The organism is Aeromonas sp. 600282 (assembly GCF_049175755.1).
Taxonomy (GTDB): Bacteria; Pseudomonadota; Gammaproteobacteria; order Enterobacterales; family Aeromonadaceae; genus Aeromonas; species Aeromonas veronii_A.
This window is the reverse complement of the sequence record NZ_JAAKVR010000028.1, coordinates 16,902-42,668: the sequence shown is the minus strand read 5'-3', so window position 1 is coordinate 42,668 and position 25,767 is coordinate 16,902. Positions and strand designations below refer to the sequence as shown.

General features: G+C 60.9%; 28 protein-coding genes and 1 tRNA gene. 17 read left to right on the top strand and 12 right to left on the bottom strand.

The annotated features are described in order from the left end of the window. Window positions 1-103 precede the first annotated feature (103 nt). Window positions 104-180, top strand: a tRNA-Asp gene (locus G5137_RS20085). 272 nt (window positions 181-452) lie between these two features. Here G5137_RS20085 and G5137_RS20080 read toward each other — a convergent pair. Both G5137_RS20080 and G5137_RS20075 read right to left on the bottom strand, forming a co-directional pair. Further along, on the bottom strand, window positions 453-3,029 hold the full coding sequence (locus G5137_RS20080) for a GNAT family N-acetyltransferase (protein WP_421255869.1): 2,577 nt from the start codon (window positions 3,027-3,029) through the stop codon (window positions 453-455). Between the two features lie 73 nt (window positions 3,030-3,102). Continuing rightward, entirely contained in the window at window positions 3,103-3,294 is a 192-nt protein-coding gene (locus G5137_RS20075) for a hypothetical protein (protein WP_019446537.1), read from the bottom strand. A 191-nt stretch (window positions 3,295-3,485) separates the two neighbouring features. Between G5137_RS20075 and G5137_RS20070 the strand changes: the two genes are divergently transcribed. After that, window positions 3,486-4,352, top strand: coding sequence for a hypothetical protein (locus G5137_RS20070; RefSeq protein ID WP_198505594.1), 867 nt, complete (start codon window positions 3,486-3,488; stop codon window positions 4,350-4,352). Here the strand turns inward: G5137_RS20070 and ilvY are convergent. Next, entirely contained in the window at window positions 4,341-5,234 is an 894-nt protein-coding gene (ilvY, locus tag G5137_RS20065; RefSeq protein WP_005339488.1) for an HTH-type transcriptional activator IlvY, read from the bottom strand. The genes G5137_RS20070 and ilvY overlap by 12 nt on opposite strands. Window positions 5,235-5,455: 221 nt before the next feature. Here ilvY and ilvC point away from each other — a divergent pair, with 221 nt between their 5' ends. Then, on the top strand, window positions 5,456-6,937 hold the full coding sequence (gene ilvC, locus G5137_RS20060; RefSeq protein WP_139411011.1) for a ketol-acid reductoisomerase: 1,482 nt from the start codon (window positions 5,456-5,458) through the stop codon (window positions 6,935-6,937). Between the two features lie 156 nt (window positions 6,938-7,093). Here ilvC and pgi read toward each other — a convergent pair whose 3' ends face one another. The 5 genes from pgi to coaBC form a co-directional block, all read right to left on the bottom strand. After that, window positions 7,094-8,743 carry a glucose-6-phosphate isomerase gene (gene pgi, locus G5137_RS20055; RefSeq protein WP_247823751.1) on the bottom strand — a complete coding sequence of 550 codons (1,650 nt, stop codon included), beginning with the start codon at window positions 8,741-8,743 and terminating at the stop codon, window positions 7,094-7,096. Window positions 8,744-9,090: 347 nt separating this feature from the next. Next, entirely contained in the window at window positions 9,091-9,927 is an 837-nt protein-coding gene (locus G5137_RS20050) for a mechanosensitive ion channel domain-containing protein (RefSeq protein ID WP_088868140.1), read from the bottom strand. Window positions 9,928-10,092: 165 nt separating this feature from the next. After that, on the bottom strand, window positions 10,093-10,689 hold the full coding sequence (slmA, locus tag G5137_RS20045; RefSeq protein ID WP_005339495.1) for a nucleoid occlusion factor SlmA: 597 nt from the start codon (window positions 10,687-10,689) through the stop codon (window positions 10,093-10,095). Window positions 10,690-10,757: 68 nt separating this feature from the next. After that, window positions 10,758-11,216, bottom strand: coding sequence for a dUTP diphosphatase (gene dut / locus G5137_RS20040; protein ID WP_005339498.1), 459 nt, complete (start codon window positions 11,214-11,216; stop codon window positions 10,758-10,760). An 81-nt stretch (window positions 11,217-11,297) separates the two neighbouring features. Then, window positions 11,298-12,500 carry a bifunctional phosphopantothenoylcysteine decarboxylase/phosphopantothenate--cysteine ligase CoaBC gene (coaBC, locus tag G5137_RS20035; protein WP_421255868.1) on the bottom strand — a complete coding sequence of 401 codons (1,203 nt, stop codon included), beginning with the start codon at window positions 12,498-12,500 and terminating at the stop codon, window positions 11,298-11,300. A gap of 147 nt (window positions 12,501-12,647) precedes the next feature. Here coaBC and radC point away from each other — a divergent pair, with 147 nt between their 5' ends. From radC to G5137_RS20005, 6 genes are all read left to right on the top strand, one after another. Continuing rightward, the gene (gene radC, locus G5137_RS20030; protein ID WP_421207232.1) at window positions 12,648-13,322 is read left to right on the top strand and encodes a RadC family protein; all 675 of its coding nucleotides are present in this window, start codon (window positions 12,648-12,650) and stop codon (window positions 13,320-13,322) included. 136 nt (window positions 13,323-13,458) lie between these two features. Continuing rightward, the gene (gene rpmB, locus G5137_RS20025) at window positions 13,459-13,695 is read left to right on the top strand and encodes a 50S ribosomal protein L28 (RefSeq protein ID WP_005307492.1); all 237 of its coding nucleotides are present in this window, start codon (window positions 13,459-13,461) and stop codon (window positions 13,693-13,695) included. Between the two features lie 11 nt (window positions 13,696-13,706). Continuing rightward, entirely contained in the window at window positions 13,707-13,874 is a 168-nt protein-coding gene (rpmG, locus tag G5137_RS20020) for a 50S ribosomal protein L33 (RefSeq protein ID WP_005307500.1), read from the top strand. A 93-nt stretch (window positions 13,875-13,967) separates the two neighbouring features. Next, entirely contained in the window at window positions 13,968-14,423 is a 456-nt protein-coding gene (locus G5137_RS20015; protein ID WP_216952392.1) for a hypothetical protein, read from the top strand. Window positions 14,424-14,447: 24 nt separating this feature from the next. Further along, on the top strand, window positions 14,448-15,260 hold the full coding sequence (mutM, locus tag G5137_RS20010) for a bifunctional DNA-formamidopyrimidine glycosylase/DNA-(apurinic or apyrimidinic site) lyase (RefSeq protein ID WP_421255867.1): 813 nt from the start codon (window positions 14,448-14,450) through the stop codon (window positions 15,258-15,260). A 114-nt stretch (window positions 15,261-15,374) separates the two neighbouring features. Next, window positions 15,375-16,310 carry a VirK/YbjX family protein gene (locus G5137_RS20005; protein ID WP_421255866.1) on the top strand — a complete coding sequence of 312 codons (936 nt, stop codon included), beginning with the start codon at window positions 15,375-15,377 and terminating at the stop codon, window positions 16,308-16,310. Between the two features lie 92 nt (window positions 16,311-16,402). Here the strand turns inward: G5137_RS20005 and coaD are convergent, their stop codons facing one another. After that, window positions 16,403-16,888 carry a pantetheine-phosphate adenylyltransferase gene (gene coaD, locus G5137_RS20000; protein ID WP_041210779.1) on the bottom strand — a complete coding sequence of 162 codons (486 nt, stop codon included), beginning with the start codon at window positions 16,886-16,888 and terminating at the stop codon, window positions 16,403-16,405. A 134-nt stretch (window positions 16,889-17,022) separates the two neighbouring features. Here coaD and G5137_RS19995 point away from each other — a divergent pair, with 134 nt between their 5' ends. Further along, the gene (locus G5137_RS19995; RefSeq protein ID WP_041210780.1) at window positions 17,023-18,060 is read left to right on the top strand and encodes a glycosyltransferase family 9 protein; all 1,038 of its coding nucleotides are present in this window, start codon (window positions 17,023-17,025) and stop codon (window positions 18,058-18,060) included. A 333-nt stretch (window positions 18,061-18,393) separates the two neighbouring features. On the opposite strand, the gene G5137_RS19990 is transcribed toward G5137_RS19995, so the two are convergent. Then, entirely contained in the window at window positions 18,394-19,170 is a 777-nt protein-coding gene (locus G5137_RS19990; RefSeq protein ID WP_113740654.1) for a glycosyltransferase family 2 protein, read from the bottom strand. Window positions 19,171-19,388: 218 nt separating this feature from the next. Between G5137_RS19990 and waaF the strand changes: the two genes are divergently transcribed. The 5 genes from waaF to G5137_RS19965 all read left to right on the top strand — a co-directional run bounded on the left by waaF (window position 19,389) and on the right by G5137_RS19965 (window position 23,446). Further along, window positions 19,389-20,423, top strand: a complete 1,035-nt coding sequence (gene waaF / locus G5137_RS19985) for a lipopolysaccharide heptosyltransferase II (RefSeq protein WP_421255865.1) — start codon at window positions 19,389-19,391, stop codon at window positions 20,421-20,423. 1 nt (window position 20,424) lies between these two features. Continuing rightward, window positions 20,425-21,690 carry a lipid IV(A) 3-deoxy-D-manno-octulosonic acid transferase gene (gene waaA, locus G5137_RS19980; protein ID WP_421255864.1) on the top strand — a complete coding sequence of 422 codons (1,266 nt, stop codon included), beginning with the start codon at window positions 20,425-20,427 and terminating at the stop codon, window positions 21,688-21,690. Between the two features lie 93 nt (window positions 21,691-21,783). Then, complete coding sequence (locus tag G5137_RS19975; RefSeq protein WP_421255863.1) at window positions 21,784-22,764, top strand: MDR family oxidoreductase; 981 nt, start codon at window positions 21,784-21,786, stop codon at window positions 22,762-22,764. Window positions 22,765-22,838: 74 nt separating this feature from the next. Beyond that, entirely contained in the window at window positions 22,839-22,976 is a 138-nt protein-coding gene (locus tag G5137_RS19970) for a hypothetical protein (RefSeq protein ID WP_216952376.1), read from the top strand. A 137-nt stretch (window positions 22,977-23,113) separates the two neighbouring features. Further along, window positions 23,114-23,446, top strand: coding sequence for a DUF2799 domain-containing protein (locus tag G5137_RS19965; RefSeq protein WP_216952374.1), 333 nt, complete (start codon window positions 23,114-23,116; stop codon window positions 23,444-23,446). A gap of 18 nt (window positions 23,447-23,464) precedes the next feature. On the opposite strand, the gene G5137_RS19960 is transcribed toward G5137_RS19965, so the two are convergent. Next, window positions 23,465-23,629: a hypothetical protein gene (locus tag G5137_RS19960; protein ID WP_098971330.1), complete on the bottom strand. Its 165-nt coding sequence runs from the start codon at window positions 23,627-23,629 to the stop codon at window positions 23,465-23,467. 112 nt (window positions 23,630-23,741) lie between these two features. Then, window positions 23,742-24,182 carry a flagellar basal body-associated FliL family protein gene (locus tag G5137_RS19955; RefSeq protein WP_216952370.1) on the bottom strand — a complete coding sequence of 147 codons (441 nt, stop codon included), beginning with the start codon at window positions 24,180-24,182 and terminating at the stop codon, window positions 23,742-23,744. Window positions 24,183-24,327: 145 nt separating this feature from the next. Here G5137_RS19955 and G5137_RS19950 point away from each other — a divergent pair, with 145 nt between their 5' ends. Together G5137_RS19950 and ubiA are read left to right on the top strand one after the other, a co-directional pair. Beyond that, on the top strand, window positions 24,328-24,864 hold the full coding sequence (locus tag G5137_RS19950; RefSeq protein WP_005339534.1) for a chorismate--pyruvate lyase family protein: 537 nt from the start codon (window positions 24,328-24,330) through the stop codon (window positions 24,862-24,864). Continuing rightward, a complete protein-coding gene (gene ubiA / locus G5137_RS19945; protein ID WP_005339536.1) occupies window positions 24,861-25,730 on the top strand; it encodes a 4-hydroxybenzoate octaprenyltransferase in 870 nt (289 codons plus the stop codon). The genes G5137_RS19950 and ubiA overlap by 4 nt, the downstream gene beginning before the upstream one ends. Window positions 25,731-25,767: the final 37 nt, after the last annotated feature.

Below are 25,767 nucleotides of genomic sequence, written 5' to 3'. Positions count from 1 at the left end.
GAACTCAGAAGTGAAACGCGGTAGCGCCGATGGTAGTGTGGCATTCGCCATGCGAGAGTAGGACACTGCCAGGCACCTAATTAGCAATAAGCTAGCCGAATGCGGAGCGGTAGTTCAGTCGGTTAGAATACCGGCCTGTCACGCCGGGGGTCGCGGGTTCGAGTCCCGTCCGCTCCGCCACTAAATAGAAGGCCTTCCCGATTGGGAAGGCCTTTTTGCTATGGGCGATTTGCCGATTGGCCACAGCGTTGCACGCCAGAATAGATACCAAAGCCCGGTTATCAGACCGGGCTTTGGCATTTTCAGCATCCAGAAGCCACTGAACAGTGGTTCTTGCCTGAGGGAGGGCCGCTGACAGGCCCGCTATTCCCTCCTTTTGGTGTGTAATCACAGTGATTTTTCGGATGATTCGCAACCATTTGTGCTGGATTACTCGCTTCCACGCATCGCCATCACCGGACTCCAGCCCCACAGGTAAGAGCCATATTGACCACTCCCTCTTCCATCTGGACATCAATGGTAAAGCCGAGTCGCTTGGCGAGGGTCACCATACCGCGATTGCTGGGCATGGTCATGCCGGAGAGCTGGCCAATGCCCTGTTCGTCGGCGTAGCGGATGATCTTCTCCATCATCAGCTTGCCGAGCCCCAGCCCTTTCAGGTCGGAACGAACCAGAATGGCAAATTCGGCATCGCTGAGATCCGGCGTCGAGATGGCGCGCACCACCCCGAGAATCTGATCTTTGCGCTCCCCATCCTGCCCTACGGCGACAAAGGCCATTTCGCGGTCGTAATCGATCTGGGTCATGCGGGCCAACTCTTCGTGACCCAGCTCACCCACGTCGGCGAAGAAGCGTTTGTACCTGTCCTCATCGGAAACCTGCAGCACGAACTGTTTGTGAGCCGGTTCATCTTCCGGGCGAATGGGGCGCAGCAGAACATGACTCTGATCCTTGAGCCAGGCCCCTTCCTCCAGCTCGGTCGGGTAGGGGCGGATAGCCAGGCGACTGGCGGGTGGAAGTGCTGGGTCGGCCAGCGTCACGCTGGCATCCAGCACTACCATCTCGGCACCGCACGCTTGCAGCGGATGAAGATCCAGCTCCTGAATTTGCGGGAAGGCGAGCAGCAGTTCGGATAGCTGGCAGAGCACCTGACCGAGGGCATCGATATCCAGCCGATCCGGAGTGGCATGTTCACGGATCTTGCGACTTTTGAGCGCACCGATGATCTGGTAACGGGCCAGTGCCTGATTGAGCGGCGGTAGTGCTGCAACCATCTCCTGTGGCTCCGCGCCCGATTCACCGAGCAGGATGACTGGGCCAAAGATGGCGTCTTGCTGGATACGAACCCGCAGCTCCAGACCGCCACTGCGCCGTGCCATGCGCTGTACCAGCAGCCCTTCGATACGGGCGCCGGGATCGTGCTGTTTCACCCTGTCCAGAATGGCATCGGCAGCCTGTGCTACTTCGGCCGAGGTGCGCAGATTGAGCACCACACCGTGCACGGCAGATTTGTGCAGGATATCGGGTGAACGGAGTTTGACTGCCACCGGGTAGCCGATCTGCTCGGCAGTCAGGGTTGCCTCGATGGCGTCGGTGACGATCCAGGTGGGCAATGTTGCGAGCCCGGCTGCCTGCAAGATGGGGTGGGCGAGATGGGTATCCAGTCTCAGCTGTTTGCGCTCCTGCGCCTGGCGGATCAGCTGCTGGCAGAGCTCGATATTGAGCTGGTTGCCGTGCAGGGAAGCGGGGGTCTCCATCAGCTGCTTCTGGTTACGGCGGTACTCCACCATATGCATGAAGGCGGCCATGGCGCTTTCCGGGGTACGGTAGGTCGGGATGCCCGCTTCGGTAAAGAGTTTGCGCCCCTCCTGCGCCGAGTACTCGCCTGCCCAGTTGGTGAGGATATTGAAACGGCGAGCTTTGGGGTGCTGTTTCAGGTGGGCTATAAGGTGGCTGGCCAGCGGTGCGCTGGGGGCCGTGAGCGAGGGAGCATGAATGATCAGGATGGCATCGATCCCCTCTTCCCCGAGCAGGTTGTCCAATGCCTCCTGATAGGTGGCGATGGTGGCATCGCTGCCGATATCGAGCGGTGGGCGTGCCAGTTTACCGCCCCGCTCCAGCAGCACATCCACCGCCATATTGGCCAGCCCGCGGCCATTGGAGATGATGGCGAGCCGCTCCCCCTTGAGGGTCATGGAGTGGCTGAGGGTTTCCACTGCGGCAAACAGCTCGTGGGTATCCCGCACCCGCAACATGCCGGCGCGGCGGATGGCGGCGTCATAGACATTGTCGAGGCCGTGAGCCGGATCGTGGCGTCCGCTTTTCAGCACCAGGATCGGCTTGTTGCGTGAGGCCGCTCGCGCCGCCGAGAGAAAATGGCGGGCATCGTGCAGCTTGTCCATGTAGAGCAGGATGGCGCGGGTGACGCTGTCGCGGGAGAGTTGATCCAGCAGCTGGCCAAAGTCGATGTCGCAGTGATCGCCAAGGGAGATGAAGGCAGAGAATCCCAGCTCATGCTGCTTGGCCCAGTCGAGAATGGTGGTGCTGACCGCGGCAGATTGTGAGAGAAAGGCGACCTGCCCGGGCTTGGCGGCAATCGGTGAAAAGCTGGCATTGAGCCCCTGACCGGGCAGCAGCATCCCCATGCTGTTGGGGCCGAGCAGGCGGATGCCGTATTGCTTGCAGAGCCGTTTCAACTCCTGCCGCTCATCTTGTGAAAAATCGGCGGCGAGGATGATGGCTGCGCCTGTTCCCTTCTGGCCGAGCGCCTCCAGCAGGGGGATGACCCGCTCCCGGCGAGTGCAGATGATAGCGAGATCCGGAGCCAGTGGCAGGCTGGCGATATCGGGATAGGCCAGCACGCCGGCCACCGCCTTGCTGCGCGGGGTGACTGGCAGGATGGGCCCTTTGAAGTGGCCCGCCAGCAGGTGGCGGACGATGACATGGCCCGCTTTGTGCGGATCGGTCGAGGCGCCGATGATGGCGATTGATTGGGGTTTGAACAGCCGATCCAGACCGCTTGCGTTCATGGGCACTCCCGTCGAAAGGGGGAAGATACCAGTCTAATACCTCTTTGTTGCAGGTTCTGTGACCGGCTCCCGATCACCGTTTGTTGAGGGCGTTGGCGCGCAGGTAAAAGCGCAGTTCCCCCTGTACCCGGCGGATGGCACCGAGGTGACGCTCCTGCAGATAGATCTCCTGCTCCCTGTCCAGCAAGGTGCTGGGCAGACCCATGCTCTGCAAATACTCCTCAAACAGGGTTGAACCCTTGATCTCGACCAGATGCTGTTTCATGGCGCTCCTCCCTGATGTGGTTCGATGATGGCGAATATTCAGTCTGTGATCCCTTGCCCGGTTTGCCTATTGTCACTTCTGACATGAGACGGGACAGGAGAAGGTTCACACATCTGGCAGCGAACGCCGCATCAGGCCCTTGGCTGGCGTTATAGTATGACCAGAAGCATGGCGTTTGGATGGTGCGGGGAATGAAGCGAGTCGGATTGTGGTGCATGGTGTTGTGGCTGTGGGCGGCGGATGCGTCGGCTGCCGCGCAGTCGATCCGCGCCTGGAATCTGCTGCTGGAGCATCCCAACCCGGCAGTGGTGCAGTTATTGCGGCTCTCCCTTGATCTGACGGTGCCTGAATATGGCCCCTACCAGCTGGTCTCCAGCCCGCCGATGGAACAGGGGCGGACGGTGAAAGAGCTGCACAGCGGCGAGCTGGTTCAGGTAGGAGTGTTTGCCCCCGATGAGGAGCGGGAAAGGGATCTGCTGGCGGTACACATTCCATTGGCCAAAGGGCTGCTCGGCTGGCGGGTTTGTCTGATCCGGCAGGGGGATGAGGGGCGCTTTGCCGCTATTCACTCGTTGGCCGACTGGCGCCGCTCCGGGCTCATCATCGGCCAGCACAGATCCTGGCCTGACACCCAGTTGCTGAGGGCCAATGGCCTTAACGTGATGGCTGGCAACCTCTACGAAGCGCTGTTCAACATGTTGCGCAAGCAGCGTTTCGACTGCTTTTTGCGCTCCGTCATCGAGGTCGAGGATGAGCTGAAACAGCACCCGGATCTGGCCATCGAGCCCCATCTGGTGTTTCGCTATCCGCTGGCGCTGCTCTTCTTTGTTTCGCCCAAATATCCGGAGCTGGCGCAGCGCATCGAGCTTGGCCTGCAGCGGGCGCGGCAAACCGGGGATTTTGACCGGATCTTCGAGGAGGGGTTTGGCAGCACCATCCGCCGTTTGCAGCTCGACCAGCGGCAGCGCCTCGAGCTGAACAACCCTGATCTGCCGTTGTCGAGTCGCAAGATGATGGCCGACCCGACGCTCATCTACCAGCCCGTCTCAGCGCAGTGAGTTCTGGTTCTGTGCCGTATCCCAGAAGGCGCGGATCAGCGGCTCTTCCAGTCGCTTCTTGAGCACCCCGATCCCCACATCAAATGGCTTGAAGGCGGGCTTGAGGTCGATGATCCGCACCTTGTCGCCGAGCGGGCTATGGTCGATCACCGCCGCCGGCACCAGCCCCACGCCACAACCGAGCGCCACCATGGCGACGATCCCCTCGTTGCCCGCCACTTCGGCATAGATGTTGGGCGCTATCCCCTTGTTGCGAAACCACTGATCGCTGCGTTTGCGGGCCAAGCCCTGCTCGGAGAGGATGACTGGCAGCTGCTCCCAATCAGGTTCTCCCTGACGGAACCACTGGTTCAGTTGCGGGGCGTTGCGCGGCGCGATAAAGACCAGCGGCACCAGCTGCAGGCTGGCGAACTCCAGCTTGGCGGGCAGGGCATCGGGGCGGGCGGCGATGGCGAGATCGGCCTCGTCGGCCAGAATCTTGTCCACCGCCAGCGCCGGGTCGCCGGTCTCCAGCTTGATCTCCAGCTGGGGGTAGCGGCGGCGAAAGCGCTCCAGTACCTCGGGCAGCAGAAAGTAACTGGCGGTGACCGAGCAGAAGACCCGCAGCCGCCCCTGCAGCGGTTCATCGCTGCGTTTGAGCTCCTGCTTGAGCTGACGCCACTCCTGCAACAGGCCGCCGCCAAACTCCCGCAGTTTCTCGCCGGCAGGGGTGAGCCGCACCGAGCGGTTGTCCCGCTCGAACAGGATGCAGCCGGTCTCCTGTTCCAGTCGCTGGATGGCGCGACTCAGGGTGGAGGGGCTGACCGCCATGGCATCGGCGCTCTTGCCGAAATGAAGGGAGTCGGCGAGGTGGAGAAACAGCTCGAGATTGCGAAGGTCCATCTTTCAGCTCCTGGCGCGGCATGTGTGCCCGATATCCAGCGGTTGGCGGCTTGTTTCTGCCATCTCGCGGTACATTCAGCAGGCAATTATGAAGGGTGAGCGTTTCAGTTATTGCAACGTACTGTTTCGAATATATCAGTTCAGGCAATAAGTGTCCCGCGCTATAGTGGTTCAGACAACGCCGCCATCCGGCATGGAATCAATCGAACGGAGCAATCACCATGGCTAACTATTTCAACACCTTGAACCTGCGTCAGCAGTTGGCCCAGCTGGGCAAGTGTCGTTTCATGCAGCGCGAAGAGTTCGCGGACGGCTGCAACGTGCTGAAGGGCAAGAAGGTGGTGATTGTGGGCTGTGGTGCCCAGGGTCTGAACCAGGGTCTGAACATGCGCGACTCCGGGCTGGATATCTCCTACGCCCTGCGCAAGGCTGCCATCACCGAGAAGCGCGCCTCCTGGCAGAAGGCTACCGACAACGGCTTCGCGGTCGGCACCTATGAAGAGCTGATCCCGACCGCCGATCTGGTGCTGAACCTGACTCCGGACAAACAGCACTCCGACGTCGTGAAGACCGTGATGCCGCTGATGAAACAGGGCGCCGCGCTGGGCTACTCCCACGGCTTCAACGTGGTGGAAGAGGGTCAGCAGATCCGCTCCGACATCACAGTTGTGATGGTGGCGCCCAAGTGCCCGGGCACCGAGGTGCGTGAAGAGTACAAGCGCGGTTTCGGCGTACCGACTCTGATCGCCGTTCACCCTGAAAATGACCCGAAAGGCGAAGGCATGGCCATCGCCAAGGCGTGGGCCTCTGCCACCGGCGGCGACCGTGCCGGGGTGCTGGAGTCCTCTTTCGTGGCGGAAGTGAAATCCGACCTGATGGGCGAGCAGACCATCCTCTGCGGCATGCTGCAGGCCGGTTCCCTACTCTGCTACGACAAGCTGGTTGCCGAAGGGACCGACCCGGCCTACGCCGGCAAGCTGATCCAGTTCGGCTGGGAGACCATCACCGAAGCCCTGAAACAGGGCGGCATCAGCCTGATGATGGACCGCCTCGCCAACCCGGCCAAGCTGCGCGCCTTCGAGCTCTCCGAGCAGCTCAAGACCCTGATGCGCCCACTGTTCGAGAAGCACATGGACGACATCATTGCCGGTGAGTTCTCCCGCGGCATGATGGCCGACTGGGCCGAAGATGACGTCAAACTGTTCACCTGGCGCGAAGAGACCGGTAAATCTGCCTTCGAAAACGCCCCGGCGTTCGCTGGCAAGATTGCCGAGCAGGAGTACTTCGACAATGGCGTGGTGATGGTGGCCATGGTCAAGGCGGGTGTCGAGCTGGCGTTCGAGACCATGGTGGCTTCCGGTATCTACGAGGAGTCCGCCTACTACGAATCCCTGCACGAGCTGCCGCTGATCGCCAACACCGTTGCTCGCAAGCGTCTGTACGAGATGAACGTGGTTATTTCCGACACCGCCGAGTACGGCAACTACCTGTTCGCCAACGCTGCAGTGCCGTTGCTGCGCGAGCACTTCATGCCGACCCTGAAAGCGGGCGATCTGGGTGCCAGCAAGGCGGAAGGGCAGAGCGTCGACAACCTGGCGCTGCTGGCTGCAAATGAGGCGACCCGCAACCACCCGATCGAAAAAATCGGCCAGGTACTGCGTGGTTATATGAAAGACATGAAACGCATCGCCGTTGGCGGTTAAGCCGGCATCGGGCTGGATGATGAAGGGGCGGGGATGACGATCCCCGTCGCCGGTCGGACTGGACACCCGACCGGCCAGCCAGAAAAATCAGCCTGACAGTCATAAAAAAGCCCCGCTCATCGAGCGGGGCTTTTGCATTCAGAAAGGCCGGATAAATCAGGCTTTCCACGCTTTCCAGGTGTTGATCAGACCGTTGGTGGAGCAGTCGTGGCTGGTGACAGCTTCGTTGTTGCCCAGCTCCGGCAGGATCTTGTTGGCCAGCTGTTTGCCCAGCTCCACGCCCCACTGGTCGAAGGAGAAAATGTTCCAGATTGCGCCCTGTACGAAGATCTTGTGCTCGTACATGGCGATCAGGGCACCCAGGGTTTTCGGGGTCAGGCTCTTGAACAGGATGGAGTTGGTCGGGCGGTTGCCTTCGAACACCTTGAACGGCACCAGATCCTTGACCTGCTCCAGGGTTTTTCCAGCCGCCAGGAACTCGGCTTCAACCTCTTCCTTGCTCTTGCCGAAGGCCAGTGCCTCGGTCTGGGCGAAGAAGTTGGCCAGCAGTTTCGGGTGGTGGTCACCGATCGGGTTGTGGCTGATGGCTGGTGCCAGGAAGTCACAGGGGATCAGCTTGGTGCCCTGATGGATCAGCTGGTAGAAGGCGTGCTGGCCGTTGGTACCCGGCTCACCCCAGATGATGGGGCCGGTCTGGTAGTCAACCGGCTTGCCGTTGCGATCCACGTACTTGCCGTTGGATTCCATGTTGCCTTGCTGGAAGTAGGCAGGGAAGCGGTGCATGTACTGGTCGTACGGCAGAATGGCTTCGGACTCGGCACCGTAGAAGTTGTTGTACCACAGGCCAATCAGCGCCAGCAGCACCGGCACGTTCTGCTCATAGGAGGCAGTGGCGAAGTGCATGTCCATTTCGAAGGCGCCTTGCAGCAGGGCTTCGAAGTTCTCGAAACCGACAGACAGGGCGATGGGCATGCCGATGGCAGACCAGGAGGAGTAGCGGCCGCCAACCCAGTCCCAGAACTCGAACATGTTGTTGGTGTCGATGCCGAACTCGGCCACGGCCTTGCCGTTGGTGGAGAGGGCGGCGAAGTGCTTGGCAACGTGGGCCTTGTCACCGGCGATCTTGATGAACCAGTCGCGGGCGGTCAGGGCGTTGGTCATGGTCTCCTGGGTGGTGAAGGTCTTGGAGGCCACCAGGAACAGGGTGGTTTCCGGATCGATCTTCTTCAGGGTCTCGGCGATGTGAGTGCCATCGACGTTGGAGACGAAGTGCATCTGCAGGTGGTTTTTGTAGGGACGCAGTGCCTCGGTGATCATCACCGGGCCGAGATCGGAGCCACCGATACCGATGTTGACCACGTGCTGGATCGCCTTGCCGGAGTAGCCTTTCCACTCGCCGGAGATGATCTTCTCGCAGAAGCCCTTCATCTTGGCCAGTACGGCGTTCACTTCCGGCATCACATCCTTGCCGTCGCTCTCGATGGGGCGGTCGGAGCGGTTGCGCAGGGCCACGTGCAGTACGGAGCGGCCTTCGGTCATGTTGATCTTGTCGCCATTGAACATGGCATCGATCGCGCTGCGAAGATCGGTCTCTTTGGCCAGATCAACCAGCAACTTGAGGGTTTCTTCGGTGATCAGGTTCTTCGAGTAATCAACCAGGATGTCGCCGCCGAAGGTGAGGGAAAACTTGTCAAAGCGCTTCGGGTCCTGCGCAAACAGATCCTTGAGTCGGGTCTCTTTGTTTGCTGCAAAGTGGGCTTCCAGTGCCTGCCAGGCCTGGGTTTGGGTTGGATTGATATTTTTCATAGGATTCCTGAAATGCCAAGTTGTGTTTGAACCTTGCAGGCAAGGTCCCGCCAAACCTTATTATCCGAGCATTATAGCGAGCCGATCGGGCGGCCCGTGTAACAGATTTTTACCGATTGTCTTTTACCGCAATGGGTCACTGTCGGGAGCATACAACCAGAACATTGGGATTATGTGTCACGAAAGCAAGGCGGATCTTGCGCTTGCTCATGATTGGGGCCACCCCGATAGCCTGAAATTGTTTTCATCCGGTTGGCGTGGTTATGCACCGACATGGCCATGGGCTGGTGCCAGAAACGACAATGCCAGCCCGAAGGCTGGCATTGTCTGTTGCAGCAGAACCGCGATCACGCCTGCGTTTTTTGCATGTGCATCACCATCTGCGGGAAGGGGATCTCGATGCCTTCGGCATCAAAGGTCAGTTTCACCTTCTCGTGGAAGTCGAACCAGACACCCCAGTAGTCAGCGGTTTTCACCCAGGGACGCACCACGATATTGACCGAGGAGTCGGCCAGCGCGGCAACGGCGATGGTGGCTGCCGGATCTTTCAGGATGCGCGGCTCTTCGCTTACCAGACGCTCGAGGATCTGTTTGGCCTTGCGCAGGTCAGAGCCGTAGCCGATACCGAAGGTCATATCGACGCGGCGGGTATCCATACGCGAGTAGTTGACGATGGTGCCGTTGAGGATGGCGGAGTTCGGTACTACCACCATCTTGTTGTCACCTGAGGTGAGGGTAGTGGTAAAGAGCTGAACGGACTGCACCACACCCGCAGTGCCTGCCACTTCGATAAACTCGCCCGCCTTGATGGGGCGGAAGATGATCAGCAGGAAGCCGGCAGCGAAGTTGGAGAGCGAGCCTTGCAGCGCCAGACCGATGGCCAGACCGGCGGCACCGATAATGGCGACGAAGGAGGCGGTCTGCACGCCGACACGGCCCAGCGCGGCGATCACCACGAACACCAGAATGGCGTATTTGAGGATGCTGCCGACGAAGTGGGTGACTGTGGTGTCCAGCTTGCGGGCCTGCATCACCTTGACCACGCCACCGCTGATGAGGTTGGCGGCGATGTAGCCGACCAGCAGGGTCAGCAGGGCGGCGGCGATATTGACGCCGTATTCGATCAGCAGTCCCTGATTATTGACCAGCCAGGTCTGCGCTTCGGTAATGATTTCGGGTTCCATAGGATGTCCTGTCAGGTTCTAAAAGGTTTATGGTGGATAAATCTAACACCGCAGCGCGACAGTACGGGTCGCATCTGGTACTTCTTTTCTGCCATAAAAACCTGACACAAAAAAGAAGGGAGGCCAAGGCCTCCCTTCTTCATGCTCGGTGAAAAGCGCTGCCGCTCAGCTCTGCAGCAGCTGGCTGCGGATAAACTGCCACTGATCCTCGAAGCCGGCGGTGGGCTTGAGCTTGAACTCGGAACGGACAAACTGGCTGATCCGGCCCTCGGTATAGGCCAGTAGCAGATTGGCCAGCATGGTTTCGTCGAGCTGGAAGCCCTGCCCCTCGCGCAGCCGTTTCTCGCGCAGTACCTGCTTGATCTGGGTCTCCAGCTTGTCAAACAGGATGCTGATGCGATCCCGCAGCCGGTCGTGCTCGCCCAGCAGGGCATCGCCGTTGAGGATGCGGGTGATGCCGGGATTGCGCTCGGCGAACACCAGCAGCAGCTGCAGGATGTGGTGGCAGCGCGCCATGGTGTCTTTCTCTTCCGCCATGATCAGATTGACCCGTGACAGCAGGGAATCCTCGATAAAGTCGATCAGCCCTTCGAACATCCGCGCCTTGCTTGGAAAGTGTCGATAGAGGGCTGCTTCAGAGACGCCGACCTCGGCTGCCAGACGGGCCGTGGTGATGCGCTGGCCGGGACTGGTTTCCAGCATATGGGCGAGCGCCTGCAGGATCTGATCGCGCCGACTCTGTTTCTGATTACTGCTTGCCATGGATTCCCCTAAAAAAACAATGGCTTGATTCTGTTATTAGGCACCGCCCATCAGGCTGGTGTGGTCGGTTATTGGCGACCAGAAGAACCAAAACCGCCTTCACCCCGTTCGCTCTGGTTGAACTCATCGACCAGTTGGAAGCTGGCCTGAACTACCGGCATGATCACCAGCTGGGCGATGCGCTCGCCGGGTTGCATGGTGAACTCATCCTTGCCGCGGTTCCAGACCGAGACCATCAGCTGACCCTGATAGTCGGAATCGATGAGACCGACCAGGTTGCCCAGCACGATGCCGTGCTTATGGCCGAGACCGGAGCGGGGCAGAATGGTGGCACACAGACCCGGATCCTGGATGTGGATAGCCAGACCGGTCGGTACCAGAGTGGTATCGCCCGGAGCCAGAGTCAGCGGTGCATCCAGCAGAGCGCGCAGGTCCATGCCGGCAGAGCCGGGAGTAGCGTAGGCGGGCAGCGGGTACTCGGTACCAATACGGGCATCCAGAATCTTCAGTTCAATTTGTGTTGTCATGAATCGCTTTTTCAGTTGGATCTTGTGTTGGCGCCCCTCTTGGCAAGGCGGGGCGCCGTGAGTCTTGTTCTTTCGGGACGCTCAGTGCCGGTAGTGGCGCGCAATCAGGGCAACCAGATGACGGGCCAGCGTCAGCTTGTCGGCCAGCGGCAGAGGCGCCTGGCCCCCTTGCCAGAACACGGTCAGGGCGTTGTCATCGGCGTTGAAGCCTTGCCCCTCGCGGGATACATCGTTGGCGGCGATCATGTCCAACCGCTTTCGCTGCAATTTATCGAGGGCGTATTGTTCCACATCCACGGTTTCGGCGGCAAATCCGACAGTGAAGGGTTTGTCTGAAAGGGCACCGACGGCCGCGATGATGTCGGGGTTTTTCACCAGCTTCACCACCATCTGGTCGTTGTCGCCGGTTTTCTTGATCTTCTGGCTGGCCACCTGCTCGGGACGGTAGTCGGCCACCGCGGCGCAGCCGATGAAGAGGTCGCACTCGCCGACCCGGCTCATCACCGCCTGATGCATCTGCTCGGCGCTCTCCACATCGACACGGGTCACGCCAGCAGGTGTAGCTAGCGTCACCGGGCCGCTCACCAGCGTCACTTCGGCGCCTGCTTCACGGGCAGCGCGAGCGATGGCGTAGCCCATCTTGCCGGAGCTGTGGTTGCTGATGTAGCGCACCGGATCCAGCGCCTCGCGGGTTGGCCCTGCGGTGAGCAGCAGTTTGACGCCTGCCAGCAAGGGCTCGGCGGCCAGCTGCTGACAGCAGCGATCCACCAGTTCGAGGGGATCCAGCATCCGGCCCGGGCCCACATCGCCACAGGCCTGGCTGCCGGCATCCGGCCCCCACAGCAGAATGCCGCGGCTGGCCAGGGTCTTGAGGTTGGCCTGGGTGGCGGCGTTGAGATACATCTGCTGGTTCATTGCTGGTGCCAGCGCGATGGGCGCCGGAGTGGCCAGACAGAGGGTGGTCAGCAGTTCGTCGGCCATGCCTGCAGCCATCCGCGCCATCAGGTTGGCGCTGGCGGGGGCGATCAGTACCAGATCGGCCCACTTGGCCAGCTCGATATGGCCCATGCCCGCTTCGGCGGAGGGGTCCAGCAGGCTGTCCGCCACCGGATGGCCGGAGACCGCCTGCAGGGTCAGCGGGGTGATGAACTCCTTGGCGGAGCGGGTCATTACCACCCGTACTTCGGCGCCCTGATCTTTCAGGCGGCGTACCAGCTCGGCACTCTTGTAGGCGGCGATCCCGCCACTGACACCCAACAGGATGCGTTTATCGGCCAATCTCATCTGCTGTTTCTCTATCCGGCTCATTCTGACTGGTCGGCTAAGATACCACAGGCAATGGATGACGACAGGGGTTGGCATCAAGGGGTGTGGTCGGGCGCGCGCAATTTTTTGCTATGTTTTTTCTCAACAGGGATGAGGGAGAGACAAATGAGCATCAAAGAGTGGCCGGAAGATGAACGCCCCAGAGAGAAGTTGCTGCGTCAGGGGCCCGCGGCGCTCTCCGATGCCGAGCTGCTCGCCATCTTTCTGCGCACCGGCATCAATGGCCTGAGTGCAGTGGATCTTTCACGCAACCTATTGAATCAATTCGGCTCTTTGCGCAGCTTGCTGGGGGCGGATCAACAGGCATTCTGCGAGGCGCACGGCCTTGGCCCGGCCAAATATGCCCAGTTGCAGGCGGTGCTGGAGATGGCCAGACGCCATCTGGCCGAGCAGTTGCAACGGGGTGATGCGCTCACCTCTCCCCAGCTGACCCGGGACTATTTGCAAGCCCAGCTGCGGGATCGGCCGCGCGAGGTGTTTGCCCTGCTGTTGCTCGACAATCAGCACAGAGTCATTCAATTTGTTGAGCTTTTTTTCGGCACTATCGACTCGGCGAGCGTCTGGCCAAGAGAAATCGTGCAGATCGCGCTCAAACATAATGCAGCCGCAGTGATTCTGGCGCATAATCACCCGTCCGGCGTCGCCGAGCCCAGTAGGGCCGACCGCCAGATCACGGATCGGATCACGGCCGCTTTGGCCCTGATCGATATCAGAGTGCTGGATCACTTGGTGATCGGTGACGGCATCACGGTTTCTTTTGCCGAGCGCGGTTGGCTATAACTGTGCTCTGGCACCGTATTAGTTGATCTTTGATCACGGATGCTGTATAAAATGCCGCCTTCTGTTTGCCCCGCAATCGAAGGCCAGCGGGGCAGATATTTGCTCGAGCAATGAAGTAAGATTTGGAGAGACTGACATGTCTAGAGTATGCCAAGTAACCGGCAAGCGCCCGGCAGTTGGTAACAACCGTTCGCACGCTAACAACGCCACCAAGCGTCGTTTCCTGCCGAACCTGCACACTCACCGTTTCTGGGTTGAGAGTGAAAAACGCTTCGTAAGCCTGCGCGTATCCGCAAAAGGCATGCGTATCATCGACAAGCGTGGCGTTGAAGTGGTTCTGGCTGAACTGCGCGCCAGCGGTGTTAAGGTATAAGGAATTAGATCATGGCTAAAGGTATTCGCGAGAAAATTCGCCTGAACTCCAGCGCCGGTACTGGTCACTTCTATACCACTACCAAAAACAAGCGCACCATGCCCGAAAAAATGGAGATCAAAAAGTTTGATCCCGTTGTTCGTCAGCATGTGATCTACAAGGAAGGCAAAATCAAGTAATTACTTGATGCTGCATTCCCAAAAACCCGGCTTCGTGCCGGGTTTTTTTATGCGCCGAATTCAGTACACTGCCGGTTCAAAGGGAGGCTTGCCATGTTCAAATTGAGCCGCAAAGGCTGGAATAACGTGATCATCGTGGTGGTGCTGATCGTGATCACCCTGTTGCATCGTATGGAGTTGGCCCAGCAGGAGAATAGCGCCAAGCGGGCTCGCCCCTTGCTGCCTGATGCGGCTGTGGTGCTCACCTGGCAGGGGCCGAGCTGGCAGATTGAGCGGATCGGTCAGGGCTGGCGCAGCGGGCCGGATCTGGGGCTCGACAGCGCGCAGCTGGATGCCCGTCTGGCACGTTGGCAGGGCTGGTTGTTACCCCCCGGTGAAGCGGTACGCGGTGCGCCGGTGACCATCAAGGTGTGGATTGCCGGCCAGAACGATCCGGTCGAGATCGGCCTCTATCAGAATAGCGGTCAGTATGGTGCCCAGCTGCCGTCCGGTCTCTGGCTCGCCCTCACAGCCGAGCAGTATCGCGATCTGCTGCGCCCTGCCCCCTGAGTTCCTTTTCCTTGTGAGGTACCCATGCCTGAATTGCCAGAAGTTGAAGTCAGCCGTCAGGGGATCTCCCCCTGGCTCACCGGTATCAAGGTGACGCGCGTGGTGGTGCGGGATGGCCGCCTGCGCTGGCCGATCCCCGGTGAGATTCAGGAGCTGGTGGACCTCACCATCCATCGGGTGCGCCGCCGTGCCAAATACCTGCTGCTGGAGACCGATTTCGGCACCGCCATCCTTCATCTGGGGATGTCCGGCAGCCTGCGGGTACTGGATATCGGCACCCCGGCCGAGAAGCACGACCACGTGGATATCGAGCTGGAGAATGGCAAGCTGCTGCGGCTAAACGATCCGCGCCGCTTCGGCGCCCTGCTCTGGACCAGGGAACCGGCCGAAGCCCACGCGCTGCTCGCCAAGCTGGGGCCCGAGCCGCTCACCGATGCCTTCAGTGCTGATTACCTGCAGGGGCGTGCCAAGGGGCGCAGCACTGCCATCAAGCAGTTCCTGATGGACAATCAGGTGGTGGTCGGGGTAGGCAACATCTACGCCAACGAGGCGCTCTATGCCGCCGGCATTCACCCCAAACGGGCGGCGGGCAATATCAGCGCCGAGCGGCTGGGAACCCTGGTGGCCGAGACCAAGCGGGTGTTGGCCGAAGCCATCCGGCAGGGCGGCACCACCCTCAAGGATTTCACCAGTGCCGATGGCAAGCCAGGCTATTTCGTGCAGCAGTTGCAGGTCTACGGCCGTGGCGGTCAGCCCTGTTTCCACTGTCACACCCTGCTGACCGAGACAAGAATGGGGCAGCGTACCACGGTTTTTTGCAGTCATTGCCAGCGCTGAGCGTACTTTTTTCCCCGATCCGGGGGAAGTTGTAACAGCATATTTCCAGGCTGTTGAATATTTGCGCAGTCATTACTAGTATCAGCGGCCGTTCAGGCGGTTTGAGAACTAGAAATGACTTTAAAATCAATAGACTGGGAGTATCTATCCCGGCAGGAGCGCTATTGCGCAAAATCCATGGCCCGCTTCCTCTATCCCGAGGGGTGCGAGCGCCAAACCTTCAATCGCGGCAAGTTTGTGCTGCGCAGCCTGCTCTATCGCAAGTCGTTGAGCCGGGTCTTCAGCCTGTTTCAGTGCGACTCGCTCAAGGCGCTTCCAGCTGTTTATCCCGAGCTGCTCGACAAGCCGATGCGTCCCTATCGCTTCGCCTGTGCCAGCGCCCGTCAACGGGCCGAGATGCTGGAAAATCACTATCGGTTGCTGCTGGAGTGCTACCCCCAGCTGATTGATCCCCTCTATCTGGGCGAGGGGATCGAGTTGGGGCACTATCCCCAGAGTGGCTGCCGCCTTCTGCTGCGCCACGATGGCACCTTCCGCCGCGAGGCCGAGCTGGCGCTCTCCATCGTCAACGGCGAGGGGCAGCGCCTCTACAGTTGCGCCTTTTCGCTGGCAGGTAGCGTGGATCGTTTGATTCTGATGATCGGCTCCATGCAGGGGCCGGAGCCTGCGGTCGACAATGCTCAGGATCGGGTGCGCGAGCTGACCAAAGAGGGACACGGCCTGCGGCCCAAATCCCTGCTGGTGCAACTGGTGCTGCAACTGGCGCAGAGCATGGGGGCGGCGGAGGTGCTGGCGGTGCGCAAGCGGGCCCACGTGTTTCAGGCCAAGCGCTACAGCAGCAAGCAGAAAGCCAATTTGCAGGCCGATTATGACGAGCTGTGGCAGGAGTTCGACGCCCGGGATGTGGATGCCAACTTCGTCGCCCTGCAAGCCCAGCCACGCAAGCCGCTGGAGGAGATCGCCTCCAAGAAGCGGGCCATGTATCGGCGCCGCTACGAGTGGCTCGATCTGCTGGTGCAGGAGATGAATGAGCGGTTTGCCCGTCAGTAACCGGCAAGCAGGCTGACCTCTCCATGCGAGAGAGATACAACAAGGGCTACCCGCGGGTAGCCCTTGTTCGTTTCTGCCCATCAGGGGAGGGATTAGCGCTGCTGCTGTTTGGCGGCGATGGCCTGCGCCACCACGGGGTCGACAAACTGGCGGATGTCGCCACCGTGCAGCGCCACCTCTTTCACCAGAGTGGAGGAGATAAAGGAGTTCTCCTCGGCCGGGGTGAGGAATACGCTCTCCAGCTCCGGCATCAGGCGGCGATTCATGTTGGCCAGCTGGAACTCGTACTCGAAGTCGGAGACGGCGCGCAGGCCGCGGATCAGCACGTTGGCCTGATGCTCTTTGGCAAAATCGACCAGCAGCCCGGAGAAGCCGACCACCTTGACGTTGGGAAGTTGGCTGGTCACTTGCTGGACAAGCTGGACACGTTCCGCCAGATCGAACAGCGGGCGCTTGCTCGGGCTGTTGGCGACACCAACGATCACCTCGTCAAACAGCTTGGCGGCGCGGCCGATCAGGTCGGCGTGGCCATTGGTAACGGGATCAAATGTCCCGGGATAGATCACCCTGGTAGTCATCTTTGTGGTCCTGCAACCTGGAAATTTGGTCGCATTATAAGGTCGTCGCTTGAGAATAGCAGTGCATCAGGCAAGAATACGCCATCGCGCATCAAGCCTCCCTGCATTGGTGACAGGGAGCAAAGGGATTTTTTATGAAACGTATTCTGGTCGTTCGCAATGACAAGATTGGTGACTTCATGCTGGCGTGGCCTAGCTTCGCCATGCTCAAAGGCTCCATGGAGTGTCATGTGACTGCCCTGGTTCCGGCCTACACGGCCCCGCTGGCCCGGCTCTGCCCCTGGATTGACGAGGTGATCATCGATCCGGGCGTGCGTGCCGACAAGGAGCAACAGCGGGCACTGCTGGCCCGGATCAAGGCGGCGGCGTTCGACGCGTCCATCTGCCTCTTCTCCAACTCCCGCAACGCCATGCTGGTGTGGAAGGCACACATCCCTTACCGGCTGGCGCCGGCGACCAAGCTGGCGCAGGTGCTCTACAACCAGCGTCTGGTGCAGCGCCGCTCCCGCTCCCAGAAGCCGGAGTCCGAGTACAATCTGGAGCTGATCCGCCGCTTCCTGACCGATCATCAGGTCGCCGTGGTGGAGCCCAAGACTCCCTTCCTCAGTTTCGATGAGGCGAGCCTGCAGCAGGTGCGCGAGCAGCTGGCGGCCAAGCTCAAGCTCGATGCCAGCCGCCCCTGGCTGATGGTACACGCCGGCAGCGGTGGTTCGGCCAACAACCTCTCCATCGAGCAGTACGCCCGCATCATCATCAAGCTGAACCAGGCCTGCCCCGAGCTGCAGTGCGTGCTGACCGCCGGCCCGGGCGAGGAGAAGATGGCCGAACAGCTGGCGGCCGAGCTGCTGGCCCACGGCGGCAACGGCTGGATCTACCGCTCCAGCGACGGTCTGCCAATGTTCTGTCAGGTGCTGGCCAACGCCGCCCTGTTTATCGCCGGCAGTACCGGCCCGCTCCATATCGCCGGGGCGCTCGACGTGCCGACCATCGGCTTCTTCCCGATGCGCCGCTCCGCCACCCCGCTGCGCTGGAAGCCCCTCAACAGCGAAGGGCGCCACCTCGCCTTCAGTCCGCCCGAGGACAGCGACCACCCGGAGGATATGAGCCAGCTCGATCCCAAGGCCATGGTGCCGGAGATGGCCCGCTGGGCGGCGCCCTTCTGGCGCAAGTAACCTATGCAGCAATGCAGACAGGGCCCCGCGGGGCCCTGTTCTGTATGGTGATGGGTGCAGCTGACAGGGTTGTAGATCGGACATTGCCCCCGACAGCCCTTTTGCGGCTCGGTCAGCACCCCACTGGCGCGGACCCTGCCGGTATAAGCTGGAGTTGGGTCATTTAAGCAAAACCCATAAATTCAGCTTATAGCGATCGAGTTAACCCCTGTCGCCCTCCGTCATGGCCATTGCGCGTTCTGCAAGGGCTACGCCCGATCTGCCGCCATGCCATTCGCCTCTTGTTCCGCTGGAACAAGGGGCGAATTGACGAACTTGCGGTGGGGGACGGCGCTATTCCGGCTGCTGCGGTTGCTGGCGCACCCAGAGGTCGGCGTATTTGACGAAGGTGGAGTGGGCGGAGAGGATGGCTAGGAGCAACCCCTGCTTGCCATCGAGGAAGCCCGCCTTGAGCAGGTACATCTTGATGAAGCAGCCGATGGCGTGCATCAGCCCCTGACTGAGGGAGCCCTTCTTGCCGCGAGCGGTGCGCTGATCGGCCCAGGCGCGGGCATAACCGGCCGATTTGACCAGATAGTGCTCCAGATCCCGATAGGTGAAGTGGTGCAGGTCGCCGTAGAGGTTGACGATCTTCATGTTGGCGCGCACCTCCACCTTCTCGTGCACCAGCGCCTCGTTGTAGCTGGTGAGTGCCTTGGGATAGAGGCGCAGCACCCGATCCGGATACCAGCCGCTGTGGCGGATAAAGCGGCCAAAGACCCAGGAGAGGCGCGGCAGCGAGTAGATGGTGTCGCTGGCCGGATTGGCCATCACGTTGGCGATGGCGGTTTTCAGCTCGGGGGTGAGCCGCTCGTCGGCATCCAGCCACAGCACCCAGTCGGACTGCACATGAGACTGGGCCAGTCGGCGCTGTTTGCCAAAGCCGGGCCACTTGGCGTTGACGAAGAAACGGGCCCCAAATTCGGCGGCGATGGCCGGGGTCTCGTCCTGACTGCCCGAGTCCAGAATGACGATCTCGTCCACCAGTCCGTCGAGGGAGGCGAGGCACTTGCGCAGGTTGTCGGCTTCATTCTTGACGATCAGAACGGCAGCCAGAGTCGGTTTTTTCACGAAATGGGGCTCTCGGTTGTTGCCCGTCTGGCGGGACATGCTCGAATTGGCGCCCATTCTAGCCTAAAAGCGTGGCCGGGGCATGACCCGGGTGGCGGCTGGTCTCCCATGTCAGGGCGGGTAGGTAAGGATCTTCTGTTATTTATCCGACCATTCTTGGGGCATAATCTCGCCCAGTGATGATTAACCGCCGGGCCAGACCCGAGAGAAGACGCGTAATGAAAATATTGGTGATCGGCCCCTCCTGGGTCGGCGACATGGTGATGTCCCAGAGTCTCTACAAGGCGATCAAGGCCAACCATCCCGAGAGCGAGCTGCACGTGATGGCCCCCGCCTGGTGCTGCGCCCTGCTGGAGCGGATGCCGGAGGTGGACAAGGCGATCACCATGCCCCTTGGCCACGGTGACTTCAAGCTGGTGGCGCGCCGCCGCCTCGGCAAGCAGCTGGCGGCCGAGAAGTACGATCAGGCTATCGTCCAGCCCAACTCCATGAAATCGGCGCTGATCCCCTGGTTTGCCCGCATTCCGGTGCGTACCGGCTGGAAAGGGGAGCACCGCTTCGGCCTGCTCAACGATATGCGCAGCAACAAGTCCGCCTTCCCGCTGATGGTGGAGGGCTATCTGGCGCTCGCCTATCCCAAGGAGCAGATGAAGAGCCGGGCCGATATTCCGACCATTCCCCACCCCTCTCTGCACGTCGATCTGGTCAACCAGAGCAAGACGCTGGAGCGACTGGGGCTGGATCGCGCCCGCCCGGTGCTGGTGCTCTGCCCCGGTGCCGAGTTTGGCCCGGCCAAGCGCTGGCCGGAGGGGCACTACGCCGTGGTGGCCCAGCAGCATCTGGACGAAGGATGGCAGGTGTGGATCTTTGGCTCCAACAAGGATGTACCGGTAGCCAATACCATCCGGGATCGGGTCAACCTGCTGACCCGCCCCAACTGCCACGTGCTGGCGGGCAAGACCAGCCTGCACGAGGCGATCGATCTGATGGCGCTGGCCAGCCGGGTCATCTCCAACGACTCCGGCCTGATGCACATCGCCGCCGCCCTCAACCGGCCGCTGGTGGGCGTCTATGGCTCCACTTCGCCGCTCTACACCCCGCCGCTGGCGGATCGGGTCGAGATCGTTCACACCGACATCGAGTGTCGCCCCTGCTTCAAGCGCACCTGCAAGTTCGGCCATCTCAAGTGCCTGATCGACCTGGCGCCGGAGCAGGTGGTCGATGCCTGCAAGAAGCTGGAGCAGAGTCAGTAAGATGCCCTACCGTCTGCTCTACAACCTGCTGATCCATCTCGGATTGCCGCTGGCGTTGCTGGCCCTCTACAAGCCGAAGAAAGGCAAGCCCGGCTTTGGCAAGCGCTGGGCCGAGCATCTCGGACGGCTGCCCGCCACCGGACAGGAGGCGCCGCTCTGGATCCATGCGGTGAGCGTGGGGGAGACGCTGGCCATCACGCCGCTCATTCGCGCCCTCAAGGCGGAGCGGCCCGATCTGCCGATCCTGCTCACCACCACCACCCGCACCGGCGCCGATCAGGCTGCCAAGCTGGGGGATCTGGTGATCCATCGTTACGCGCCGCTCGACTACCCCTGGGCCATTGCCGCCTTTCTCGACACCTTCAAGCCGCGCGCGCTCTGGGTGATGGAGACCGAGCTGTGGCCCAACTGGCTGGCCGCCTGCGAGGCGCGCCACCTGCCGGTGACCATCATCAATGCCCGCCTCTCCGAGCGTTCCTGCCAGCGTTATGCCCGCTTCCACGGCGCCTTCGACACCCTGAGCCGGCCGTTGACCCATCTGCTCTGCCAGCATCAGGATGACGCCGACCGCTTCGCCCGCCTCGGCATCGATCGTTCGCGGCTGGCGGTGACCGGCTCCATCAAGTTCGATATCCAGTTTGGCGACGAGGTGCAGGCCAAGGGGCGCGCCCTGCGCCAGCAGCTGGGCGCCGAGCGGCCGGTCTGGATCGCCGCCAGCACCCATCAGGGTGAGGACGAGCAGGTGCTGGCCGCCTTCGATCTGCTGCTCAAACGCCATCCCGCTGCGCTGCTCATTCTGGTGCCGCGCCACCCCGAGCGGTTCGATCGGGTGGCCGAGCTGTGCGCCCATTATGGCTGCGTGCGGCGCACTGATGGTGCTGCGGTGAGTGCGGAGGATAAGGTCTATCTCGGCGATACCATGGGCGAGCTGCCGCTGATGCTGGCTGCGGCCGATGTGGCCTTCGTTGGCGGCAGTCTGGTGAAGATTGGCGGTCACAACCTGCTGGAGCCGGCGGCCCTCGGCAAGCCCTGCCTGACCGGTCCCGCCTACTTCAACTTCAGCGACATCACCCGCCAGCTGGTGGCTCAGGGGGGCGCCGCCGTTGTGGCCGACGCCGCCGAGCTGGGCGAGCGGGTGAGCCAGCTGTTTGCCGACGGCAACGCCCGCCGCGAGATGGGCGAGCAGGCTCGCGCCGTGGTGCTGCGCAATCAGGGAGCGCTGGCGCGCACCCTCTCTCATTGTCTCACCGCGCTGGAGAACGACTGAACCCATGATGGGCACTGCTCTGGCTCTCGATTTTCAACTGCAAAAGCGTCAAAGCAGCTGATCCCCGTTTCACACGTCATCAAAGAGGCAACCATGTTCAAGGCTCTGTTACTGGAAAACCAAGACGGCAAGACTGTTCCGACTCTGACTCGGCTGACCGAGAGCCAGTTGCCGGAAGGTGAAGTGCGGGTGGCGGTCGCTTACAGCTCGATCAACTACAAGGATGGGTTGGCCATAACCGGCAAGGGCAAGATTGTGCGTCAGTGGCCGCTGGTGCCCGGTATCGACTTCGCCGGTACCGTGCTCGAGTCTGCCGACAGCCGCTATCAGCCCGGCGACAAGGTGGTGCTGACCGGTTGGGGCGTGGGCGAAGGGCACTGGGGCGGCATGGCCGAACAGGCGCGGGTCAAGGGGGACTGGCTGGTGCCATTGCCCGCCGGGCTGGATGAGCGCCAGGCCATGTGCATCGGTACCGCCGGTCTCACCGCCATGCTCTGCGTGCTGGCGCTGGAAGAGGCGGGTATTACTCCCGCAAGTGGCGAGGTGCTGGTCACCGGCGCGGCAGGCGGTGTGGGGGCCACCTCGGTCGCCCTGCTGGCGGCCCTTGGCTATCAGGTGGCGGCGCTGACCGGTCGTCCCGAAGAGCAGGGCGCCATGCTGACCGCACTGGGTGCCAGCCGCATCGTGCCGCGCAGCGAGCTGCAGGTGCCTGCCAAACCGCTGGAGAAGCAGCTTTGGGCCGCTGCCATCGATACCGTCGGCAGTCAGGTGCTGGCCAAGCTGCTGGCCCAGATGAACTATGGCGGCGCTGTGGCAGCTTGTGGGCTGGCGGGCGGTTTCGATCTGCCGACCAGTGTGATGCCCTTTATCCTGCGCAACGTGCGGTTGCAGGGGGTCGATTCGGTGATGTGCCCGTTTGAACGTCGTCAACTGGCGTGGCAGCGACTGGCACGGGATCTGCCTGCCAGCTTCTTTGAACAGGCGGTCACCGAGATTGGGCTGGAGCAGGTAGTGGAGGCCGCCGAGGCCATCACGCAAGGCCAGATCGCCGGCCGCACCTTGGTCAAACTTTGAACTTCCTCTGACTGGCGAGCCCGACAATTCCGGATAAAATTGGAGTGCGGGTGAACTATCCAAGGAGAGTGAAGATGGGTGGACACAAGCCGGATTACGACTCCTCTGATGATGATTGGGAGCCGGATTCCTGGGAAGAAGAGCTGGATCAGTGGGAAGAAGAAGGCTGGCAGGACGATGATCCCTTCGATGACCCCTTCAACAACCCGTGATCCATAGCATTGAATGAACAGGCGGGCATTGTGCCCGCCTGATTTTTTTGGTGCGCTCACAGGGGGGATGCAAGTTGCTTGTGGTCATCCCCTGGCTGGTCAAGAATGAACAGCTCAAACGACACTCAAGGATGACTATGCGACTTTCCATCATATTGCTGGCGGCCCTGCTGGGGGGCTGTGTCTCCAACGATGACCCTTGCGAGAAGGTGTGGAGCGAAGTGGGGGAGGCTGACGGCAAGCTGGGCTTCACCACCGAACGGGTTGAGTTCCATCAGGGCCAGTGTGGCAAGAAGGTGGATACCGAACTGTGGAAGCAGGGACATCAGAAGGGATTGGCATGGTATTGCCGCCCCGAGCATCTCTATTTGGCTGGCCGCTCAGGCGAGGAGTATCGCGGTGTCTGCCCGAACGATACCCAGGCGCGCAGATTGTTCGAGCAGGGACGACAGGGTTGGACCGATCAATAGTGCACTGACCGTGAGGGGTTACTCCTCTTTCAAGCGGAGTGGCTGGCAGAGGTAACCCTTGTCATTGGCGCTGCGGGCGCACTTGCCGCAGACGAATTTCGGCTTGCGAACAATTTTGCGCAACGCTTTGAGATCAGTGGGGATCTCGTGGCGACGCCACTCACACAGGGTCTTGCTGCCCATAACGACTACCTCTAAGACTCGACGGCCGTATTGTAATCGATTTTCATTTCGAGTGAATCGGTAAAGCTCGCTTATTGGCCGTTATGCCAATAAGCGATTGTTTCGGGAGGGATTACTGGTAAAGGAACTTGGTGAAGATGAGCTCGCGCACCGCTTTCTTGCCAGTCTCTTTGACTAGCAGTTCGTTGACCTTGGTTTCGCACTCCTTGCGCAACTCTTCACGGCTGACCAGGGATTTGATCTGCTCGGCGCTCTTGCTGCCCATCAAACGAATGATGGTATCTCGGATCAGCGGGTCATGCTGCTCCAGCAGCTTGAGGTCGGCTTCGTTTTCCGCCATTAGCTCCACCGTGACTCGGACATAACCGAGGGTTTTGCCGTTGCTCAGGTAGTTGGTGATGATGTCGGGGTCGAGCGCGTGGTAGGAAAAGCCCGGCTTGGCGGCTGCGGCTGCTTCTTCTCCCTCTGCGGGCGGCTCTTCTTCGGATGAGGCTTGTACATGCAGCGCACCACAGCTCAGTAACAACACCAGCAGAATTTTGAAGATCTTCATATAGATGGCTCATCAGCAAGAGATAACCCATTTTTGATGTTGCCATCGGGGCCGTCAAGCACGGATGTTCTTACATTTCGCTATTGATTTACGGATAATAAACCGGATTTTAACCTGAACACGGAAATCTCTGGATGGTGAAGCTGTGAAGTCCGAGTTGACTGTTCCCCTCACGCCGTTAAGCGGGTGGCTGGCCCCCGAATGTTGCGAATTGCCCGCCAGCCTGCGCCCTTGGCTGCTGGAGCCCGGCTCCATGACCCGGCGGCTGCGTCAGCACAATCGCCACTTTTCGGTGGAGTGGCTGGGCAATCACCCGGTCGCCCTTACTGCCGATGAGCAGTGGCTGGTGGATTCGGCCTCGCCGGCCGGTACCTGCCGCGAGGTGATCCTGCACGGGGATCGTGGGCCCGCCGTGCTGGGCTGGACCCTGTTTGCCGATGACGCATTGCAAGGGAGCGGCATTGCCGAGCTTGGCGAGCAGCCGCTGGGTGAGCGGGTATTTGGCCATGAGCCTGCCCGCCGTGATCACCTGCAGCTGGCCCGTTTCGATATTGCCGCCAATCCTCGTTGCCCGGCCGCCACTGTCTGGGGGCGTCGTTCCCGTCTGTTTCTGGGGCAGTGGCCACTGCTGGTGCACGAGCTGTTTCTGCCCTCTCTCGTCTGTGACAAGGAGCTGGAGTGAACCTGTTAACCAAGGAGCGGGGACTTGCCTACATGCAGTTGGCCCGCGTCGACAAACCCATAGGTACTCTGCTGCTGCTGTGGCCAACCCTGTGGGCGCTCTGGCTGGCCGCTGGTGGCCTGCCCAATCTCTGGGTGCTGACCGTGTTTGTGGTCGGGGTCTTTCTGATGCGCTCGGCAGGGTGCGTCATCAACGACTATGCGGATCGCAACTTCGATGGCCACGTCAAACGCACCGCTGGTCGCCCCTTGCCTACGGGTAGAGTCAAGCCGTGGGAGGTGCTGGCGCTCTTCTTCGTGCTGGCGCTTATCTCCTTTGGTCTGGTGCTGACCATGAATCCGCTCACCATCGGTCTGTCGTTTGTCGCCCTGCTGCTGGCGGTGAGCTACCCCTTTATGAAGCGCTTTATCTCGAACCCTCAGCTGGTGCTCGGGATGGCCTTCTCCTGGTCGATCCCGATGGCCTATGCGGCGCAGGCGGATGCTCTGCCGCTGGTGGCCTGGCTGCTCTTTTTCGCCAACCTGCTCTGGACGGTGGCTTACGACACCCAGTACGCCATGGTGGATCGGGATGACGACCTCAAGATCGGCCTCAAATCCAGCGCCATCCTGTTTGGTCGTTACGACAAGCGGATCATCGGCGCACTGCAACTCTCGACGCTGCTGCTGTTGCTGGCGGTCGGGCAGCTGATGACGCTGGGGGGCTGGTATTACTGGGGATTGCTGGGGGCGGCGGTGCTGTTTGTCTATCAGCAGCGGCTCATTCGCGAGCGGCAGCGGGAAGCCTGCTTCCAGGCGTTTCTCAACAACAACTATGTGGGGGCGCTGGTGTTTGCCGGTCTGGTGCTTGACTACCTGCTGGCGTGATTGCGCCCCGAGTAAAACTGGATAAAAAGAAGGCCGC

What these genes read in the sequence shown, in the direction of transcription:
- G5137_RS20080 (WP_421255869.1), bottom strand. Translation starts at nt 3,029, where the DNA reads ATGAACGCAAGCGGTCTGGATCGGCTGTTCAAACCCCAATCAATCGCC.
- G5137_RS20075 (WP_019446537.1), bottom strand. Translation starts at nt 3,294, where the DNA reads ATGAAACAGCATCTGGTCGAGATCAAGGGTTCAACCCTGTTTGAGGAG.
- G5137_RS20070 (WP_198505594.1), top strand. Translation starts at nt 3,486, where the DNA reads ATGAAGCGAGTCGGATTGTGGTGCATGGTGTTGTGGCTGTGGGCGGCG.
- ilvY (WP_005339488.1), bottom strand. Translation starts at nt 5,234, where the DNA reads ATGGACCTTCGCAATCTCGAGCTGTTTCTCCACCTCGCCGACTCCCTT.
- ilvC (WP_139411011.1), top strand. Translation starts at nt 5,456, where the DNA reads ATGGCTAACTATTTCAACACCTTGAACCTGCGTCAGCAGTTGGCCCAG.
- pgi (WP_247823751.1), bottom strand. Translation starts at nt 8,743, where the DNA reads ATGAAAAATATCAATCCAACCCAAACCCAGGCCTGGCAGGCACTGGAA.
- G5137_RS20050 (WP_088868140.1), bottom strand. Translation starts at nt 9,927, where the DNA reads ATGGAACCCGAAATCATTACCGAAGCGCAGACCTGGCTGGTCAATAAT.
- slmA (WP_005339495.1), bottom strand. Translation starts at nt 10,689, where the DNA reads ATGGCAAGCAGTAATCAGAAACAGAGTCGGCGCGATCAGATCCTGCAG.
- dut (WP_005339498.1), bottom strand. Translation starts at nt 11,216, where the DNA reads ATGACAACACAAATTGAACTGAAGATTCTGGATGCCCGTATTGGTACC.
- coaBC (WP_421255868.1), bottom strand. Translation starts at nt 12,500, where the DNA reads ATGAGATTGGCCGATAAACGCATCCTGTTGGGTGTCAGTGGCGGGATC.
- radC (WP_421207232.1), top strand. Translation starts at nt 12,648, where the DNA reads ATGAGCATCAAAGAGTGGCCGGAAGATGAACGCCCCAGAGAGAAGTTG.
- rpmB (WP_005307492.1), top strand. Translation starts at nt 13,459, where the DNA reads ATGTCTAGAGTATGCCAAGTAACCGGCAAGCGCCCGGCAGTTGGTAAC.
- rpmG (WP_005307500.1), top strand. Translation starts at nt 13,707, where the DNA reads ATGGCTAAAGGTATTCGCGAGAAAATTCGCCTGAACTCCAGCGCCGGT.
- G5137_RS20015 (WP_216952392.1), top strand. Translation starts at nt 13,968, where the DNA reads ATGTTCAAATTGAGCCGCAAAGGCTGGAATAACGTGATCATCGTGGTG.
- mutM (WP_421255867.1), top strand. Translation starts at nt 14,448, where the DNA reads ATGCCTGAATTGCCAGAAGTTGAAGTCAGCCGTCAGGGGATCTCCCCC.
- G5137_RS20005 (WP_421255866.1), top strand. Translation starts at nt 15,375, where the DNA reads ATGACTTTAAAATCAATAGACTGGGAGTATCTATCCCGGCAGGAGCGC.
- coaD (WP_041210779.1), bottom strand. Translation starts at nt 16,888, where the DNA reads ATGACTACCAGGGTGATCTATCCCGGGACATTTGATCCCGTTACCAAT.
- G5137_RS19995 (WP_041210780.1), top strand. Translation starts at nt 17,023, where the DNA reads ATGAAACGTATTCTGGTCGTTCGCAATGACAAGATTGGTGACTTCATG.
- waaF (WP_421255865.1), top strand. Translation starts at nt 19,389, where the DNA reads ATGAAAATATTGGTGATCGGCCCCTCCTGGGTCGGCGACATGGTGATG.
- waaA (WP_421255864.1), top strand. Translation starts at nt 20,425, where the DNA reads ATGCCCTACCGTCTGCTCTACAACCTGCTGATCCATCTCGGATTGCCG.
- G5137_RS19975 (WP_421255863.1), top strand. Translation starts at nt 21,784, where the DNA reads ATGTTCAAGGCTCTGTTACTGGAAAACCAAGACGGCAAGACTGTTCCG.
- G5137_RS19970 (WP_216952376.1), top strand. Translation starts at nt 22,839, where the DNA reads ATGGGTGGACACAAGCCGGATTACGACTCCTCTGATGATGATTGGGAG.
- G5137_RS19965 (WP_216952374.1), top strand. Translation starts at nt 23,114, where the DNA reads ATGCGACTTTCCATCATATTGCTGGCGGCCCTGCTGGGGGGCTGTGTC.
- G5137_RS19960 (WP_098971330.1), bottom strand. Translation starts at nt 23,629, where the DNA reads ATGGGCAGCAAGACCCTGTGTGAGTGGCGTCGCCACGAGATCCCCACT.
- G5137_RS19955 (WP_216952370.1), bottom strand. Translation starts at nt 24,182, where the DNA reads ATGAAGATCTTCAAAATTCTGCTGGTGTTGTTACTGAGCTGTGGTGCG.